The organism is Burkholderiales bacterium, assembly GCA_036262035.1.
In the GTDB taxonomy this organism is placed as follows: domain Bacteria; phylum Pseudomonadota; class Gammaproteobacteria; order Burkholderiales; family SG8-41; genus JAQGMV01.
This window is the reverse complement of record DATAJS010000013.1, coordinates 580,036-596,712: the sequence shown is the minus strand read 5'-3', so window position 1 is coordinate 596,712 and position 16,677 is coordinate 580,036. Positions and strand designations below refer to the sequence as shown.

Sequence of the window (16,677 nt, the reverse complement as noted above, 5' to 3'; positions counted from 1 at the left end):
GGTGCGTGCCAACGCGCCGCTAGAGGCTCGGTGCGCTCGCGCGCACCCTACGGAGTAAACTGCCGCTTTCCCTCGTTTTACCTCGAATCCCCTCATGGCAAACGACAAGCGCGGCATGCGCCGCAACCTCACCGCTTACGGCGACGAGGAGTTCTCGCTCTTCCTGCGCCGCGCGTTCATCAAGGCGATGGGCTATACCGACGATGCGCTCGAGCGGCCCATCATCGGCATCACCAACACCTTCAGCGGCTTCAACGCGTGCCATCGCACCGTTCCCGACCTGATCGAGGCGGTGAAGCGCGGGGTGATGCTCGCGGGCGGCCTCCCGGTCGAGTTTCCGACGATCACGCTGCACGAATCGTTCGCCCACCCGACGAGCATGTATCTGCGCAACCTGATGGCGATCGACGCCGAGGAGATGATCCGCGCGCAGCCGGTCGACTCCGCGGTGCTGATCGGCGGCTGCGACAAGACCGTGCCGGCGCTGCTCATGGGAGCGGCGAGCGCCAACGTCCCGGCGATCCTCATGGTGACCGGGCCGATGCTCACCGGGAACCACAAAGGCGAGCGCCTCGGCGCGTGCACCGACTGCCGCCGCTTCTGGGCGCGCTACCGCGCCAAGGAGATCGACGACGCCGAGATCAACGAGGTGAACGCCAAGCTCGCGCCCACCGCGGGCACGTGCATGGTGATGGGCACCGCGAGCACCATGGCGCTCTGCTCGGAAGCGATGGGCATGATGCTGCCCGGGGGCGCCGCGATCCCCGCGGTGCTCGCCGAGCGGCTGCGCAACGCCGAGGCGACCGGCGCGCGGGCGGTGGCGCTGGCGAAAGAGCGTCTCACGCCCAGGGACATCATGACCCCGGCGGCGATCGAGAACGCGCTGCGCATGCTGCTCGCGATCGGCGGCTCGACCAACGCGATCGTCCACCTCGCGGCGGTCGCGGGGCGTCTCGGCTTCGAGCTCGACCTCGACGCTTTCGACCGCATGGGGCAGGAGACCCCGGTGCTCGTCGATCTGAAACCGACCGGTCAACATTACATGGAGCATCTGTACGAGGCGGGCGGCTGCTCGACCATCCTGCGCGAGCTGAAACCGCTGCTGAACCTGGACGCGAAGACGATCACCGGCCGTACGCTGGGCGACGAGATCGAGGCGGCGCGCATCCCCGAGAAGCAGGACGTGGTCCGCCCCCGCGACAATCCCATCTTCGGCACCGGCGGCATCGCGGTGCTGCGCGGCAACCTCGCGCCGAACGGCGCCATCATCAAGCAGGCCGCGGCGACGGCGAAGCTCATGACCCACACCGGACGCGCGGTCGTCTTCGAGTCGCTCGAGGATCTCGCGGACCGAGTCGACGATCCGAAGCTCGACGTGAACGCCGACGACATCCTCGTGCTCAAGAACGCCGGACCGAAAGGCGCGCCGGGCATGCCGGAAGCAGGGTACATACCGATACCCCGGAAGCTCGCTGAGAAAGGCGTGAAAGACATGGTGCGCATGTCGGATGCGCGCATGAGCGGCACCGCGTTCGGATCGATCGTGCTGCACATCTCTCCCGAATCGGCGGTCGGCGGTCCGCTCGCGCTGGTGAAGAACGGCGATCGCATACGTCTCGACGTGCCCGGCCGCAAGCTGGAGCTGCTCGTCGAAGACGCCGAGCTCGAAGCGCGGCGCAAGCAATGGAAGCCTCCGCAGCACGACGAGCAGCATCGCGGTTATCGCAAGCTCTTCCTCGATACCGTGCAGCAGGCGCACCAGGGTTGCGACTTCGATTTTCTCGCCGCGAAGGTTACAATGAGCGTCCCGAGGTCGCGGTGAACAACAAACCCACGAAGCACTGAACAAACGCTTCATCCGGCGCCTCTACTCGCATCTGAAGGCTCATGGCACGCATCAACGGCAATAGCGACACGAAAACCGGGCGCCGCATCATCGTTCGCCGCTCGGGCATACACGGCAAAGGCGTCTTCGCGCTGGCCGACATACCCAAGGGCACACGGCTGATGGAATACGTCGGCGAGCGCATCTCTCACAAGGAAGCCGACCGCCGTTACGCGGCCGAGCACGAGCATTCGCCGCACACCATGCTGTTCGCGGTGGACGACAAGGTCGTGATCGACGCCACCCAGTGGGGCAACTCGTCGCGCTTCATCAACCATTCGTGCTCGCCCAACTGCGAGGCCGACGAGATCGACGGCCGCATCTTCATCTCGACGATCAAGGACGTCACCGCCGGCGCCGAGCTCACCTACGATTACAACCTCATCCTCGAGGAACGCCACACCGCCGCGGTCAAACGCGCGCACGCCTGCTTCTGCGGGACGCGCAAGTGCCGCGGCACGATGCTCGGCAGCAAGCGGTAGACGTGCGCCGCGCCGGCGGCGTCAGCAGCACCCGGACGCTCGAATAACGAGAACGGAACAGGGATGGCCATCGATCGCGACCACTTGGAACGGGTTTATTCGAGCTACGCCGGCGTCTACGATCGGGTGTTCGGGCGCGTGTTCCAGGAGTCGCGCGAGGCCGTCGTCCGCAACCTCACCATAGCGGAGGGCGAGCGCGTCCTCGAGGTCGGCGTCGGAACCGGCCTGTGCCTGCCGATGTATCCCGGGCACGCCGACGTCACCGCGATCGATCTCTCGCAGGCGATGCTCGACAAGGCTGCCGAGCGCGTGAAGGACGAGGGGCTCGCGAACGTGAAGCTCCTCAGGATGGATGCGGGGGAGATGAGCTTCCCCGACGACAGCTTCGACCTCGTCATCGCCGCGTACGTCGTCACCGCCGTCCCCGACTATCGCAAGCTCATGTCGGAGATGGTGCGCGTCTCACGCCCCGGCGCGCGCCTCGTGCTGCTCAACCACTTCACCCAGGATTCGCCCCTCATCTCGTTCGTCGAGAAGGCGATCTCGCCGATCTGCGTGAAGATCGGCTTTCGCACCGATCTCTCGGTGGACGAGGTCATCAACGGCTGGCCGCTCATCAAGGAGCGCGACCAGAAAGTGAAGCCGCTGGGGATGTGGCACGTCGTGGAGTGTGTGAACGCCAAGACCAACGGCGTGCGCCACGAGCCGTAAACCTTATTCCGGCCGGTTCCTCATCCAGTCCGCCGTCCCGAACAGCGACTGAAGCAGCCAGGCGCGCATCCCTTCGTCGACCTCGGAGTCTTCCATCGCCTGCTTCATGCACGCCATCCAGCCGTCGCGCTCGGCGACGCCGATGGAAAACGGCAGGTGCCGCGCGCGCAGCATCGGGTGGCCGTGCTTCTGCACGTAGAGCTGCGGGCCGCCCAGCCATCCCGACAGGAACATGAAGAGCTTCTCGCGCGACCCGGTGAGGTCCGCGGGATGCAGCTTGCGCACCACATAGAACTCCGGGACCTCGTCCATGAGGTCGTAGAACCTGTCGACGAGCTTGCGGACCGCGGCTTCGCCGCCGAGGAGGTCGTAAGGAGGGACGTCTGGAGTGGGATGGGCTGACATTACGAAAATCTAAAAGCTGTTTAACCGCAAAGGACGCCAAGGAAAATCAAGTACGTCATTGCGAGGAGCGCCAGCGACGAAGCAATCGCGTTACGAACGAAAGGCCGTGTGCGCGCCACGGGATCGCCACGGCGCTTCGCGCCTTGCGATGACCGTTCAGGTTTCCTTGGCGTCCTTCGCGTCCTTGGCGGTCACTTACGCCTTAAGCCGCTTCGCGCGAAGCGCGCTTGCGCTCGTGCTCCTTGAGGAACCGCTTGCGGATGCGGATCGACTTGGGCGTGATCTCCACCAGCTCGTCGTCGGCGATGAACTCGATCGCGGACTCGAGGGTCACCTGGATCGGCGGCACGAGGCGGACCGCTTCGTCGGTACCCGAGGCGCGGATGTTGGTGAGCTGCTTGCCTTTGATCGGGTTCACCACGAGGTCGTTGTCGCGGCTGTGGATGCCGATGATCATGCCTTCGTACAGCGGATCGCCCGGGCTCGAGAACATCCGGCCGCGGTCCTGGAGCTTCCACAGCGCGTAGGCGACCGCCGCACCGTCCTCGCCCGAGATCAGCACGCCGTTGCGGCGCTCGGCCATGTCGGGCTTCATCGGGCCGTAGTCGTCGAAGACGTGGCTCATGAGACCGGTGCCGCGAGTCATGGTCAGGAAGTCCGACTGGAAACCGATGAGGCCGCGCGCGGGAATGCGATAGTCGAGGCGCACGCGCCCCTTGCCGTCGGGCTGCATGTCCTGGAGGTCGCCGCGGCGCAGCCCCAGCGCTTCCATGACGCCGCCCTGGTGGTCTTCTTCCACGTCGACGGTGAGCATCTCGTACGGCTCCTGCTTCTCGCCGTTCACTTCCTTGATGACCACGCGCGGACGCGATACCGCGAGCTCGTAGCCTTCGCGGCGCATGTTCTCCAGCAGGATCGTGAGGTGCAGCTCGCCGCGTCCCGACACTTCGAAGATGTCGGCGTCGGCGGTGTCGTTCACGCGCAGCGCGACGTTCGCCATCAGCTCGCGCTGGAGGCGCTCGCGAAGCTGGCGGCTGGTGACGAACTTGCCCTCGCGGCCGGCGAGCGGCGAAGTGTTCACCTGGAAGTTCATGGTGAGCGTGGGCTCGTCGACTTTCAGCAGCGGCAGCGCTTCGGGCTGGTTCGGATCGGCGATCGTGACGCCGATGCCGACTTCCTCGACGCCGTTGATGAGCACGATGTCGCCGGCCTGCGCTTCGTCGACGACCACGCGCTCGAGGCCTTCGAAACTCAGCACCTGATTGATCTTCGCATTGACCGGCGGCTTGTCGCCGTTGAGCACCAGGACCTGCTGGCCCGGGCGGATGCGGCCGCGCTTGATGCGGCCGATGCCGATACGGCCGACGTAGCTCGAGTAATCGAGCGAGGAGATCTGGAGCTGGAGCGGGCCGTCGGGATCGTCGTCGCGCACCGGCACGTACTTGAGGATCGCGTCGAAGAGCGGCTTCATGTCGGGGCTCTTCTTCGACAGGTCGTCGGTCGCCCAGCCTTCCAGCGCGGAGGCGTAGATCACCGGGAAATCGAGCTGCTCCTCGGTCGCCCCGAGCTTGTCGAACAGGTCGAAGGTGTGGTTGATCACCCAGTCCGGACGCGCGCCGGAGCGGTCCACCTTGTTGACGACGACGATCGGCTTCAGGCCCAGCGCCAGCGCCTTACGCGTGACGAAGCGCGTCTGCGGCATGGGCCCCTCGACCGCGTCCACCAGCAGCAGCACGCTGTCGACCATCGACAGCACGCGCTCGACCTCGCCGCCGAAATCGGCGTGCCCGGGCGTGTCCACGATATTGATGTGCGTCCCGTCATAGGTGACGGCGCAGTTCTTCGCGAGGATGGTGATCCCGCGCTCCTTCTCGATATCGTTCGAGTCCATCACGCGTTCTTCGACGTGCTGGTGTGCCGCAAACGTGCCTGACTGGCGCAGCAACTTGTCCACGAGCGTGGTCTTGCCGTGGTCGACGTGGGCGATGATGGCGATGTTGCGGAGCGCGCGGGCCATTAAGGTTCCTGGTGACGAGCAAAGCCGGCCATTATACCATGACAGGTCGTGCTATTTACCTGTTTCAACGCAAAGTTCGGGCCGACTTTGCCCTTCATAATCACGGCCCCACCTGAGGAGACACAGCTATGGCATTTCGCATCATGAAAACGTTCCTGACAGCGACCGCGTTCGCCGCGGCCGCGTTCCCGGCGGCGGCGCAGGAATACCCGACCAAGCCGGTGGTCGTGGTGATCCCGTTCGCCGCGGGCGGCCCCACCGACACGCTGGGTCGCCATCTCGCTCAGGTGATGTCGAAGTCGCTGAAGCAGCAAGTCCTGATCGACAACACCGTCGGCGCCGGCGGCACCATTGCCGCGGGCAAGGTCGCGCGCGCCAAACCCGACGGTTACATGATCCTGCTGGCCCACATCGGGATGTCGACCGCTCCGGCGCTGTACCGCAAGCTTTCCTTCGACCCGCTGAAAGACTTCGAGTACATCGGACAGATCGCCGACGTGCCGATGACCGTCATCGCGCGCAAGAGCCTGCCGCCCGACAACTTCAAGGACTTCATGTCCTACATCCAGCAGAACAAGACCAAGCTCAACTACGGCAATGCCGGGCTCGGTGCGGCATCGCACCTGTGCGGCCTGCTCCTCCTTTCCGCGATGCAGACCGACGTGCAGACCGTTCCCTATAACGGCACGGGGCCGGCGATGACCGCGCTGATGGGCGGCCAGATCGACTTCATGTGCGACCAGACCACGAACACGACCGGCCAGATCATGTCCGGCGCCGTCAAGGTCTACGGCGTCACGAGCCCGAAGCGCGTGCCGTCGCTGCCGCAGGTGCCGACGCTCCAGGAGCAGGGCCTCAAGGGCTTCGACGTGGTCGTGTGGCACGGTCTGTACGCGCCGAAGGGCACGCCCAAGGCCGCGCTCGACAAGCTCAACGCCGCGCTGAAGGCCGCCGTCGTCGATCCGGGCTTCAAGGAAGGCCTCGCCAAGCTCGGCTCGGTGCCGGTGACCCCCGACAAGGCGACGCCGGAGAGCCTGCAGAAACACCTCGCCGCGGAGATCGCGAAGTGGGGCCCGGTCATCAAGAAGGCCGGCGTCTACGCCGACTGATCCAGCGAATCCCCCGTAGGGTGCGCGCAAGCGCACCGCGCCTTTAGCGGTGCGTTACCACGCACCCTACGTCTGCAATCGCGGGTTGAGCACGTCCCGCAGGTGATCGCCGACCAGGTTGATCACCACGATCGTCACCAGCAGCGCCACTCCAGGAAAGAAGCTGATCCAGTAACGCCCCGACAAGAGGTGCGCGTAGCCGTTCGCGATGAGCAGGCCCAGCGACGGCGAGGTGATCGGCATCCCCAGCCCCAGGAAAGAAAGCGTCGCCTCGAGCGCGATCGCGTGCGCGACCTGCACCGTCGCGACCACGATGAGCGGCGGCAGGCAGTTCGGCAGGATGTGCCGATAGAGGACGCGCAGCGGGCCGTACGCCATCACCCGCGCCGCGTCGACGTATTCCTTGCGCTTCTCCACCATCGCCGAGCCGCGCACCGTCCGCGCGTAATACGCCCACTGCACGGCCACCAGCGCGATCACGATCTTGTCGACGCCCTGGCCGAGCACCGCGAGCAGCACCAGCGCGATCAGGATCGACGGAAACGAGAGCTGGAGGTCGACGATGCGCATGATGAGGCCGTCGACCCAGCCGCCGGCATAACCCGCCGCGAGCCCGATCAGCAGTCCCAGCGTCAGCGCGATCACGGTCGAGGTGACGCCGACCCCGAGGCTGATGCGCAGGCCGTAGAGGATGCCCGAAAGCATGTCGCGGCCCTGGTCGTCGGTGCCGAGCCAGTAGGTCTTGCCGGCCATGCTCTGCGCGCCGGGCGGCAGCTTCGAATCGAGGATGTCGAGCTGCGCGAGGTCGTACGGGTTCTGCGGCGCGATCACCGAAGCGAGGACCGCCGCCAGCACGATCGCCGCGAGCACGATGAGGCTGCCGAACGCGATGCGGTTGCGCGCGAAGCTCGCGAAGAGCTCGCGCGACGGCGCGCGTCCGCCGGCGGCTTGCGCGGCCGCGCTCATGCGCGCGCTCCGCTCAGGCGCACGCGCGGATCGAGGGCGGTGTAGAGCAGGTCGACGACGAGGTTGATGACCACGAAGAGCACCACGATTACGAGGAGGTAAGAGACGATCACCGGACGGTCGAGCACGTTGATCGAGTCGATCAGCAGCTTGCCCATCCCCGGCCACGCGAAGATCGTCTCGGTGACGATGGCGAACGCGATGACCGAGCCGAACTCGAGACCGACCACCGTCACGATCGGTATCAGGATGTTCTTCAGCACGTGCACGCGCACGATCGTCTTCTCCGGCACGCCTTTGGCGCGCGCGAATCGCACGTAGTCCTGCACCATCGCTTCGCGCGTGCCGGCGCGCGTGAGCCGGATGAGCAGCGCGAGCTTGAACAGCGCGAGGTTGAGCGCGGGCATCGCAAGGTGGCGCAGGCCGTCGAGCGTGAGGAAGCTCACTTCGATGCCGAGCACTTCGACCGTCTCGCCGCGGCCGGTCGGCGGCAGCCAGCCGAGCCACACCGAGAACACCATGATCAGCATCAGCCCGACCCAGAACGTGGGCAGCGAAAAGCCGACGATCGATCCGGCCATGATCGCTTTCGAGGAAGCGGATTCGGGATGCAGGCCTGCCCACAGGCCCAGCGGCAGGCCGAGCACGAGGGCGATCACTATCGCCGCGAGCGCGAGCTCCACCGTCGCCGGCATGCGCTGGAGAATGAGATCCATCGCCGGCACGTTCGACGAGAACGAGCGTCCGAGCTCGCCGCCGAGCGCGCCCTGAAGGAAATGCCAGTATTGAACCGGCAAGGGTTTGTCGAGCCCCAGCGCCGCGGTCGCGCGCGCGATCTCCGCCTGATCGGCCTGCGGGTTGATCAGGATATCCACCGGGTTGCCGATCGCGTAGACGCCGACGAACACGAGCGCCGACATCGCGAGGAGCACGAGCGCGCTCTGCGCCAGGCGGCGCAGGACGTAGGTCAGCACAAAAACATTCCCTCCCCCTCAGGGGGAGGGTTAGGGTGGGGGTGGGTTTTGTTTGTCACTTCACCGTTCTGAAAAAGTGCGCATACGTGAACTCATCGACCCGCGCGGTGTAATCGAGGTTGCGCTTCATCGCCCACGTCGCGACCTGATAGTGCAGCGGGATGAACACGACCTCTTTCGCGGCGTACGCGCTCGCGGCGCGCGCGGCGGCTTCGCGCCTGGCCGGATCGACCGTCGTCAGCGACTGCTCGACGAGCTTGTCGAGCTGAGGGCTCGAATAGCGCGCCCAGTTCCACGCGCCCCAGCCCTTGTCCGGATTGGTCGTCGCGGCGAGCGAGCGCAGCGCGAGGTCGGACGCGAGCGAGCCCCATCCGAGCAGCGCGACGCCGAACTCGCGGTTGCGCGCGCGCCCGAGGTACGCGGCCAACGGCAGCGCTTCGACCCTGGTGGTGACGCCGATGCGCGAGAACATCTGCGCCACCGCCTGCGCGACCTGCTCGTCGTTGATGTAGCGGTTGTTGGGCGTGGCGAGCGTCAGGGTGAAACCGTTCGGATAACCGGCTTGCGCGAGCAGCTTCTTTGCGCCTTCGGCGTCGTACGCTTCGGGTTTCACCGCCGGATCGTGCCCGATCACGCTCGGGCTGACCGGGTTCGCCGCGGGCATCGCCAGGCCTTCCATCACGCGCTCGGCGATCGCCTGGCGGTTGATCGACTTCGACAGCGCGAGCCTCACGCGCGCGTCCTTGAACGGGTTGGCGGCGAGCGGCTTGCCCGATTTGTCGGTGACGCCCGGCGGCGGCACGCGGTCCTGGTCGAGGTGCAGCAGGATCGTGCGCCACGACACCGCCTGCGCGAGGCGGTGCGCGCTGCTCTTCTTCAGGCGCGCGAGGTCGGCGGTCGGCACGTTCTCGATCGCATCGACCTCGCCCGAGAGCAGCGCGGCGGTGCGCGCGGGATCGCTCGGCAGGATGCGCAGCGACACCGAATCCCATTCGGGCTTGCCGGCCCAGTACGCGTCGTTGCGCGCGAGTTGCACGCGGTCGCCGCGCGCGAACTTCACCAGCTTGAAAGGACCGGTGCCGATCGCGGCCTTGCCGCTGTCGAAATCCTCGCTGCTCGCGTTCGTTGCGGCTTTCCTCGACACCAGCAGCACCTGGGCGAGGTCCTGAAGCAGCGGACCGTACGGCGCCGCGGTCTTGAGGCGAAGGGTGTGTTTGTCCACGACCTGCTTCGCGATGATCGGCTTGACGTAAGCCGCGAAACCGCCCGGGCTGCCCTTGATCGTCAGCGGCCGCTCCAGCGAGAACACGACGTCGTCCGCGGTCAGCTCCGAGCCGTCGTGGAACTTCACGCCGGGCCTCAGCTTGAACTCCCACGTCAGCGGATCGGGCGTCGACCACGACTGCGCGACCCCCGGCGTCACGCGGCCCTTTTCGTCGATGCGCACCAGCCCCTCGAACACGTGCATCTGCACCGTGAGATTGGGCTGCGCCGCGACGAAGTGCGGATCCATCGTCGTCACGTCCGCGGAGAGGCCGATGCGAAGCTCGGCGGCGAAGGCGGGGGTGGTGATGAGCAGCACGAATAGGATGTAGATTCGACGCCATAGCGATTGCCGCGGAGCGCGCGACGAACATCCCCTCCCCTTCAGGGGGAGGGTTAGGGTGGGGGTGGGGTTTTCTGCTGCAATGCGTTCCAAATCGCTTCCTTCACCGAATCGATCGCGGTGAGCACGTCGCGATCGGAGAATCGTAATACCACATAGCCACAAGAATTCAGGTACGCAGTGCGCGCTTCATCGTAGTGCGACTGCTCGGCATGTTGGCCGACCTTCCGCAGCTCACGCCAGAGCTTTTGCTCCGCGTCCGTCATGTTCGAACGCAGCTTGCGGACCCCGGCCCTCCCCCTGAGGGGGAGGGAGAGTTTTACTGCGGCCTGAACTCGAACGCGAACGTCCGCTCGTCGGCGCGCGGGGTGTAGACGACGCCTTTGCGGGTGGCCCAGATGCTTTCCTGGTGGTAGAGCGGCACGATGCCGACGTCGGCCATCGCGATGGCGGTCGCGTCCTGCAGGAGCTTCTCGCGCCTGGCGTCGTCGACGGTCGCGAGCGCCTGCGCGAGCAGCGCGTCCAACTTCGCGCTCGAATAGCGGCCGCGGTTCGCCTGCCCCATGCCTTTCTCGGCGCTGTAGGTCGCGAGCAGCGCCTTGAGCGGCGACGAGGCCTCGGCCGTATCGGAACCCCAGCCGACGAGCATCAGCGAGAACTCGAGCTTGTTCGCGCGGCTGAAATACACCGCCGAAGGCATGGTCTCGACCCGGGTCGCGATGCCCACGCGCGACAGCATCTGCGCGATCGCCTGCGCGATCTGGTCGTCGTTGACGTAGCGGTCGTTGGGGCCGTGGATCGTCAGCCCGAAGCCGTCGGGATACCCCGCTTCGGCGAGCAGCTTCTTCGCGCCGTCAGGGTCGTACGGCTCGGCCTTCAGCGCCGACGACCAGCCGAACATCCCTTCCGGCATGAGTTGTCCGGACGGCCGCGCCGCGCCTTCCATGACGCGCTCGACCAGCGCCTGCCGGTTGATCGCCTTGGAGATCGCGCGGCGCACGCGCACGTCCTTGAGCGGATTCTTCGGCAGCGGCTTGCCGGCCTTGTCGGCGACGAACGGCGAGACGTCGCGATGCGAGTCGACGTGCAGGTACATGATCCGGTGCGACACGATCCGATAGACCGAGAGATCGGGCTGTTTGGAGATGCGCGCGAGGTCGGCGGTCGGCACGTTCTCGATCGCGCGCACTTCGCCCGAGAGCAGCGACGCCACGCGCGTCGGATCGGACGTGATGATGCGCAAGGTCACGCGGTCCCACGGCTCCTTCGCTCCCCAGTAGCCGTCGAACCGCGAGAGCTCGATGCGGTTGCCTTTCTGCCAGCGCACGAAGCGCAACGGGCCCGTGCCTATCGTCGCCTTGCCGCTGTTGAAATCGTCGGTCGTCGCCCCTTTCGCGGCTCGCGACGAGACGATCAGGACCGTGCTCATGTCGTTCGGCATGAGCGGGTAGGGCGCCGCGGTCTTGAAGCGGATGGTGTACGGATCGACGATCTGCTTCTCGGTGATCTGCTTGGTGTACGTCGTGAACGGAGACGGACTGTTGGGCACCGTCGGCACGCGGTCGATGCTGAACGCCACGTCCGCCGCGGTGAAGTCCGAGCCGTCGTGGAACTTCACGCCTCTGCGCAGCTTGAACTCCCACGTGACATCGTCGATCGTGCGCCACGATTCGGCCAGCGCCGGCACGAGCTTGCCGCGCGCGTCCTTGGCGACCAGGGTCTCGAAGACGTGGCTGCCGACGTTGATGTTCGGCGTGAGGTTGTGGAAGTGCGGATCCATCGACGTCACGTCGGCGGAGAGCGCGAGGCTCAGGTCCGCCGCGCGGGCGACGGGAGAAACGAAGGCGACAGCGACCAAGTACAGCGCGAGTGCGACGATTCTCATGGACGAGGCTCCCCGAACGTTTCGCGCAAGCATACCGCACAACATACCCGCCACAGCGGCGTTGACGCCGCGGTGACGCGCACCTATGCTGGCCCGATGGTTACGAACGCAAGCTCACCCGCGATCGACATGATCGCGAAGCTCATCGGCATTCCGACGGTGAGCCGGGATTCCAACCTCGCGCTCATCGACTTCGCGCGCGAGCACCTGGCGCGGCTCGGCGCCGACATCCGCCTCACCTTCGACGACGAGCGCCGCAAGGCCAATCTCTTCGCGACGCTGGGGCCGCGCACCGACGGCGGACTGGTGCTTTCGGGGCATACCGATGTGGTGCCGGTGGAGGGGCAGGCGTGGGACACCGATCCTTTTCAGCTCGCCGAGAAGGACGGCCGCCTCTACGGCCGCGGCACGTCCGACATGAAAAGCTTCATCGCGATCGTCCTCGCGTTGCTGCCCGAGTACGCGCCGCGTCTGGACAAGCCGCTGCACGTCGCGCTGTCGTACGACGAGGAAGTGGGCTGCATCGGGGTCGGGCGCCTCATCGACGACGTGGTGCGCGCGGGCGTCAAGCCTTCGGGCTGCGTCGTCGGCGAGCCGACGCTGATGTCGCCGGTGATCGCTCACAAGGGCAAGCGCAGCTATCGCTGCGACGTGCGCGGGCGCGCATCCCATTCCGCCTACGCCCCTACCGCGGTCAACGCGGTCGAAGCGGCCGCCGAGGCGATCGCGTATCTGAAGCGCATGGCGCGGCGCTTCCGCGATCAGGGACCGCACGACCACGGCTTCGACGTGCCGCACACCACCGTGCACACCGGCGTCGTGCGCGGCGGCACCGCGCTCAATATCGTCCCGCACGAGTGCACGTTCGACTTCGAGTTCAGGTATCTGCCCGGCGAGGACCCCGACGCGCTGCTCGACGAGCTGAAGTTGCACATCGGCCGCGATATCGAGCCGGAGATGCACGGGATCGATCCCGACTCGGGCTTCAGGATCGCTCAGCTTTCGGAGATCCCGGCGCTCGATGCAGGGCCCGAGTCGCCCATCGTCGGCCTCGTGCAGGAGCTCACGGGAAATGCCGAGATCGGCAAGGTTTCCTACGGCACCGAAGCCTCGCAGTTCCAGCGCGCGGGCATGCCGTCGGTCGTCTGCGGTCCCGGCTCCATCCTCCAGGCGCACAAGCCGAACGAGTACGTCGAGATCGCGCAGGTCGAGGCGTGCGAAGCGTTCCTCCGCAAGCTCCTCGACCGTTTGGTTTGATGCCGGCGCAGCGCGTCAGTGCTGCAGGATCTTCGACAGGAACACCTGCGCGCGCTCCGAGCGCGGGCTGCCGAAGAACTCGTCCTTCGACGCGTCCTCGACGATCTCGCCCTGGTCCATGAAGATCACGCGGTTCGCGACCTTGCGCGCGAAGCCCATCTCGTGGGTGACCACCATCATCGTCATGCCTTCGTGCGCGAGCCCGACCATGACGTCCAGCACCTCGTTGATCATCTCCGGGTCGAGCGCGGAGGTCGGCTCGTCGAAGAGCATCGCGATCGGGTCCATCGCGAGCCCGCGCGCGATCGCCACGCGCTGCTGCTGACCGCCGGAGAGCTGGCCGGGAAACTTGGCCGAGTGCGCTTCGAGGCCGACGCGCTTCAGGAGCGCCATCGATTTCGCCGTCGCGTCCTCGCGGTTGCGCCCCTTCACCTTGATCTGCCCGATGTTGAGGTTGTCGACGACGCTCATGTGGGGAAAAAGCTCGAAGTGCTGGAACACCATGCCGATGTTCGAGCGCAGCTTGTTGAGGTTCGCGCCCTTGTTGCCGACCGATTCGCCGTTGACGACGATCTCGCCTTCCTGGAAAGGCTCGAGCCCGTTCACGCACTTGATCAGCGTCGATTTCCCCGAGCCCGACGGCCCGCAAACCACGACGACCTGGCCCTTCTCGACCCGCGTCGAGCAGTTCTTCAGGACCTGGAAGCTGCCGTACCACTTGCTGACGTTCTTAAATTCGATCATGGGAACTTCGCTCCGTGCGTCCGTAGGACGCACCTCGAATTTCCCCTCCCCCCCAGGGGGAGGGGTCGGGGGTGGGGGTGGGTCGTTGGTCGATAAACCATCTCACCTGACGATCGCAATGCGGCGCTGAAGTACCTTCACCAGGTACGACAGCGAGAACGAGATGACGAAGTAGACCACCGCGCAGAAGGTGTACATCTCGACCAGCCGGTAATCGCGGTTGGCGATCTTGGCCGCCGCACCGAAGAAATCGGTCACCGAGATCACGTACACGAGCGAGGTGTCCTGGAACAGGATGATGGTCTGCGTGAGCAGCACCGGCAGCATGTTGCGGAACGCCTGCGGCAGCACGACGTGGCCCATCACCTGCCAGTAGTTCAAGCCGAGCGCCTGGCCCGCCGCGACCTGGCCGCGCGGGATCGACTGGATGCCCGCACGCATGATCTCGGAGTAGTACGCCGCCTCGAACATCGTGAACGTGATGACGCACGACCAGAACGCGCCGACCGCGATCGGCTGGGAGGCGCCGACGATCCACGCCGCGATATACGGCACGAGAAAGTAGAACCAGAAGATGACCAGCAGCAGCGGCACCGAGCGCATCAGGTTCACGTAGCCGCCGGCGACCGTGCCGAGCACCTTCAGGCCGGAGAGACGCATCATCGCGAGCAGCGTGCCGAAGATGATGCCGCCGGTCATCGCCATCACCGTGAGCGTGAGCGTGAACGTCATGCCCTCGCGGAAGAGGTACTGCCACGAGCGCGCGATGACGTCGAAATCGTAGCCGGCGAACATCAATGGCCTCCGCCGGTCGGCGCGGAGCCGATGAAGCCCGGCACGCGCACCTTGCGCTCGAGCACGCGCATGAGCAGCACGACGATGAGGTTGGTGAGCAGATAGATCACCGTCGCCGCCGCGAACGCTTCGAAGACCTTGAAGGTGAACTCCTGCATCGCGCGCGCTCGCCCGGTGAGCTCGAGCAGGCCGATGGTCAGCGCGACCGACGAGTTCTTGATGATGTTGAGGAACTCGGAGGTGAGCGGAGGCAGGATGATGCGGAACGCCATCGGCAGCACGACGAAGCGATAGGCCTGCGGCATGGTGAGGCCGAGCGCGGTCGCCGCCATCATCTGGCCGCGCGGCAGCGACTGTATGCCCGCGCGAACCTGCTCGGCGACCCGCACCGACGTATACAGCCCGAGACAGAGCACGGCGGGCAGGAACGAGCCCCACGGCGGCGCCATCTGCTTGACCGCGTCCCCGAGCTGCTGCGGCAGGAGCTCCGGCATCACGAAGAACCAGAGGAACATCTGCACCAGCAGGGGAACGTTGCGGAAGATCTCGACGTAGGCGTTGCCGATGCGCACCACCCACTTCATCGGCGTCGTGCGCAGCGTGCCGACGATCGAGCCGATGACCAGCGCGATGACCCACGCCGACAGCGCGGTCGCGAGCGTCCACACGAGGCCGACGAGCAGATACTGAATCCACGGTCCCGAGCCGTCCGTGGCCGGCTGGAGATACACGCCCCACTGCCAGTTGTACTTCAAGCGGGTCCCCTTACCCGATGGTCACAAACGAAACGGGGGACCTGCGAGGTCCCCCGTGTGAGCGGCCGCTCGTTACTTGTACGCGTGCGGATCGGGCGAATCGGTCGGGTTCGCGAAGAGGTTCTTCATCTGCGACGACAGCGGAACGTTCAGGTTGATGTTCTTCGGCGGGATCGGCTTGAGGAACCACTTCTCGTAGAGCTTCGCCGCTTCGCCGCTCTTGTAGATGCGGCTCATGGCGTTGTCGACCACTTTCTTGAACGCCGGATCGTCGCGGCGGAGCATGATGCCGTACGGCTCGGGCAGCGACAGCGCGAAGTCCGAGATCACGAACTCGGACGGATTGCGCGACGAGGCGACCAGGCTGTAGAGCAGGATGTCGTCCATCACGAAGCCGACCGCGCGGCCGGTCTCGACCATCTGGAACGCTTCGGGGTGGCCGTTCGCCGGGATGATGTTCATCCCCATGTTCTTGGACGTGTTGAGGTCGGTGAGCTGCTTGATGTTGGTGGTGCCCGAGGTCGACACCATCGTCTTGCCCTTGAGGTCCGCTTCCGATTTCAGGTTCGCCGATTTTTTGCTGACGATGCGGTTGGCGGTGAGGAAGTGCGTTATGGTGAAGGCGACTTCCTTCTGGCGCGCGGCGTTGTTGGTCGTCGAGCCGCACTCCAGGTCGATGGTGCCGTTCGCCATGAGCGGGATGCGGTTCGCCGACGTGACCAGCTGGTACTTGACGTCGAGCTTGGGCATCTTCAGCTCCTGCTTGATCGCGTCGACCACGCGCAGGCAGAGATCCATGGCGAAGCCGATGGGCTGCTGCTTGTCGTCGTAGTAGGAGAACGGGATCGAAGCGTCGCGATGGCCGATGGTGATCGAGCCGCTGTCGTGGATCTTCTTGAGCGTGCCGGACTGCTCGGCTGCGTTGGCGTTGGTAAACCCGACGCAGGCGGCCAGCGCCAGCGCCAGTGCAGTGAAGCGTTTCATGCGGGAATCCTCCTGGCACGAAGCCGGATTAGTTATGGAGATTTAACGACTTGGCAGCGCCAATCTAGCCGAAGGCCTCCGGGTTGTCTAGCATGGCACTAC

Annotated in this window: 16 protein-coding genes; 5 read left to right on the top strand and 11 right to left on the bottom strand. The window is 65.7% G+C overall.

The genetic code is table 11. The features are described 5' to 3' along the window. Window positions 1-94 precede the first annotated feature (94 nt). The 3 genes from VHP37_18355 (at window position 95) to VHP37_18345 (ending at window position 3,078) form a co-directional block, all read left to right on the top strand. Complete coding sequence (locus tag VHP37_18355; protein ID HEX2828322.1) at window positions 95-1,822, top strand: IlvD/Edd family dehydratase; 1,728 nt, start codon at window positions 95-97, stop codon at window positions 1,820-1,822. Between the two features lie 65 nt (window positions 1,823-1,887). Then, on the top strand, window positions 1,888-2,367 hold the full coding sequence (locus VHP37_18350; protein HEX2828321.1) for an SET domain-containing protein-lysine N-methyltransferase: 480 nt from the start codon (window positions 1,888-1,890) through the stop codon (window positions 2,365-2,367). A 63-nt stretch (window positions 2,368-2,430) separates the two neighbouring features. After that, window positions 2,431-3,078 (top strand): methyltransferase domain-containing protein, encoded by a 648-nt coding sequence (locus VHP37_18345; GenBank protein HEX2828320.1) that lies wholly within the window; start codon window positions 2,431-2,433, stop codon window positions 3,076-3,078. A 3-nt stretch (window positions 3,079-3,081) separates the two neighbouring features. Here the strand turns inward: VHP37_18345 and VHP37_18340 are convergent, their stop codons facing one another. Beyond that, a complete protein-coding gene (locus VHP37_18340; protein ID HEX2828319.1) occupies window positions 3,082-3,483 on the bottom strand; it encodes a group II truncated hemoglobin in 402 nt (133 codons plus the stop codon). A 202-nt stretch (window positions 3,484-3,685) separates the two neighbouring features. Beyond that, window positions 3,686-5,500 carry a translational GTPase TypA gene (gene typA, locus VHP37_18335; GenBank protein HEX2828318.1) on the bottom strand — a complete coding sequence of 605 codons (1,815 nt, stop codon included), beginning with the start codon at window positions 5,498-5,500 and terminating at the stop codon, window positions 3,686-3,688. Between the two features lie 128 nt (window positions 5,501-5,628). On the opposite strand from typA, the gene VHP37_18330 reads away from it, so the two are divergent. Next, window positions 5,629-6,609, top strand: coding sequence for a tripartite tricarboxylate transporter substrate-binding protein (locus VHP37_18330; protein HEX2828317.1), 981 nt, complete (start codon window positions 5,629-5,631; stop codon window positions 6,607-6,609). A 66-nt stretch (window positions 6,610-6,675) separates the two neighbouring features. Here VHP37_18330 and VHP37_18325 read toward each other — a convergent pair whose 3' ends face one another. The 5 genes from VHP37_18325 to VHP37_18305 form a co-directional block, all read right to left on the bottom strand. Beyond that, window positions 6,676-7,575 carry an ABC transporter permease gene (locus tag VHP37_18325; GenBank protein HEX2828316.1) on the bottom strand — a complete coding sequence of 300 codons (900 nt, stop codon included), beginning with the start codon at window positions 7,573-7,575 and terminating at the stop codon, window positions 6,676-6,678. Further along, window positions 7,572-8,549 (bottom strand): ABC transporter permease, encoded by a 978-nt coding sequence (locus VHP37_18320; GenBank protein ID HEX2828315.1) that lies wholly within the window; start codon window positions 8,547-8,549, stop codon window positions 7,572-7,574. Before VHP37_18320 ends, VHP37_18325 begins: the two co-directional genes overlap by 4 nt. 55 nt (window positions 8,550-8,604) lie before the next feature. Beyond that, window positions 8,605-10,131 carry an ABC transporter substrate-binding protein gene (locus tag VHP37_18315; protein HEX2828314.1) on the bottom strand — a complete coding sequence of 509 codons (1,527 nt, stop codon included), beginning with the start codon at window positions 10,129-10,131 and terminating at the stop codon, window positions 8,605-8,607. Window positions 10,132-10,208: 77 nt separating this feature from the next. After that, window positions 10,209-10,421 carry a DUF559 domain-containing protein gene (locus VHP37_18310; GenBank protein HEX2828313.1) on the bottom strand — a complete coding sequence of 71 codons (213 nt, stop codon included), beginning with the start codon at window positions 10,419-10,421 and terminating at the stop codon, window positions 10,209-10,211. 53 nt (window positions 10,422-10,474) lie between these two features. Next, window positions 10,475-12,040 (bottom strand): ABC transporter substrate-binding protein, encoded by a 1,566-nt coding sequence (locus VHP37_18305; GenBank protein HEX2828312.1) that lies wholly within the window; start codon window positions 12,038-12,040, stop codon window positions 10,475-10,477. A gap of 96 nt (window positions 12,041-12,136) precedes the next feature. On the opposite strand from VHP37_18305, the gene argE reads away from it, so the two are divergent. After that, window positions 12,137-13,297, top strand: coding sequence for an acetylornithine deacetylase (argE, locus tag VHP37_18300; protein HEX2828311.1), 1,161 nt, complete (start codon window positions 12,137-12,139; stop codon window positions 13,295-13,297). 15 nt (window positions 13,298-13,312) lie between these two features. Here the strand turns inward: argE and VHP37_18295 are convergent, their stop codons facing one another. The 4 genes from VHP37_18295 to VHP37_18280 form a co-directional block, all read right to left on the bottom strand. Beyond that, window positions 13,313-14,041, bottom strand: a complete 729-nt coding sequence (locus VHP37_18295) for an amino acid ABC transporter ATP-binding protein (GenBank protein ID HEX2828310.1) — start codon at window positions 14,039-14,041, stop codon at window positions 13,313-13,315. A 102-nt stretch (window positions 14,042-14,143) separates the two neighbouring features. After that, window positions 14,144-14,836: an amino acid ABC transporter permease gene (locus VHP37_18290; protein ID HEX2828309.1), complete on the bottom strand. Its 693-nt coding sequence runs from the start codon at window positions 14,834-14,836 to the stop codon at window positions 14,144-14,146. Further along, complete coding sequence (locus VHP37_18285) at window positions 14,836-15,591, bottom strand: amino acid ABC transporter permease (GenBank protein HEX2828308.1); 756 nt, start codon at window positions 15,589-15,591, stop codon at window positions 14,836-14,838. Before VHP37_18285 ends, VHP37_18290 begins: the two co-directional genes overlap by 1 nt. A gap of 72 nt (window positions 15,592-15,663) precedes the next feature. Further along, window positions 15,664-16,575, bottom strand: a complete 912-nt coding sequence (locus VHP37_18280) for an amino acid ABC transporter substrate-binding protein (protein HEX2828307.1) — start codon at window positions 16,573-16,575, stop codon at window positions 15,664-15,666. Window positions 16,576-16,677 lie beyond the last annotated feature (102 nt).

Excerpts from the sequence above, each read along its gene's own strand:
- VHP37_18355 (HEX2828322.1), top strand. The coding sequence starts at position 95 with ATGGCAAACGACAAGCGCGGCATGCGCCGCAACCTCACCGCTTACGGC.
- VHP37_18350 (HEX2828321.1), top strand. The coding sequence starts at position 1,888 with ATGGCACGCATCAACGGCAATAGCGACACGAAAACCGGGCGCCGCATC.
- VHP37_18345 (HEX2828320.1), top strand. The coding sequence starts at position 2,431 with ATGGCCATCGATCGCGACCACTTGGAACGGGTTTATTCGAGCTACGCC.
- VHP37_18340 (HEX2828319.1), bottom strand. The coding sequence starts at position 3,483 with ATGTCAGCCCATCCCACTCCAGACGTCCCTCCTTACGACCTCCTCGGC.
- typA (HEX2828318.1), bottom strand. The coding sequence starts at position 5,500 with ATGGCCCGCGCGCTCCGCAACATCGCCATCATCGCCCACGTCGACCAC.
- VHP37_18330 (HEX2828317.1), top strand. The coding sequence starts at position 5,629 with ATGGCATTTCGCATCATGAAAACGTTCCTGACAGCGACCGCGTTCGCC.
- VHP37_18325 (HEX2828316.1), bottom strand. The coding sequence starts at position 7,575 with ATGAGCGCGGCCGCGCAAGCCGCCGGCGGACGCGCGCCGTCGCGCGAG.
- VHP37_18310 (HEX2828313.1), bottom strand. The coding sequence starts at position 10,421 with ATGACGGACGCGGAGCAAAAGCTCTGGCGTGAGCTGCGGAAGGTCGGC.
- VHP37_18305 (HEX2828312.1), bottom strand. The coding sequence starts at position 12,040 with ATGAGAATCGTCGCACTCGCGCTGTACTTGGTCGCTGTCGCCTTCGTT.
- argE (HEX2828311.1), top strand. The coding sequence starts at position 12,137 with ATGGTTACGAACGCAAGCTCACCCGCGATCGACATGATCGCGAAGCTC.
- VHP37_18295 (HEX2828310.1), bottom strand. The coding sequence starts at position 14,041 with ATGATCGAATTTAAGAACGTCAGCAAGTGGTACGGCAGCTTCCAGGTC.
- VHP37_18290 (HEX2828309.1), bottom strand. The coding sequence starts at position 14,836 with ATGTTCGCCGGCTACGATTTCGACGTCATCGCGCGCTCGTGGCAGTAC.
- VHP37_18280 (HEX2828307.1), bottom strand. The coding sequence starts at position 16,575 with ATGAAACGCTTCACTGCACTGGCGCTGGCGCTGGCCGCCTGCGTCGGG.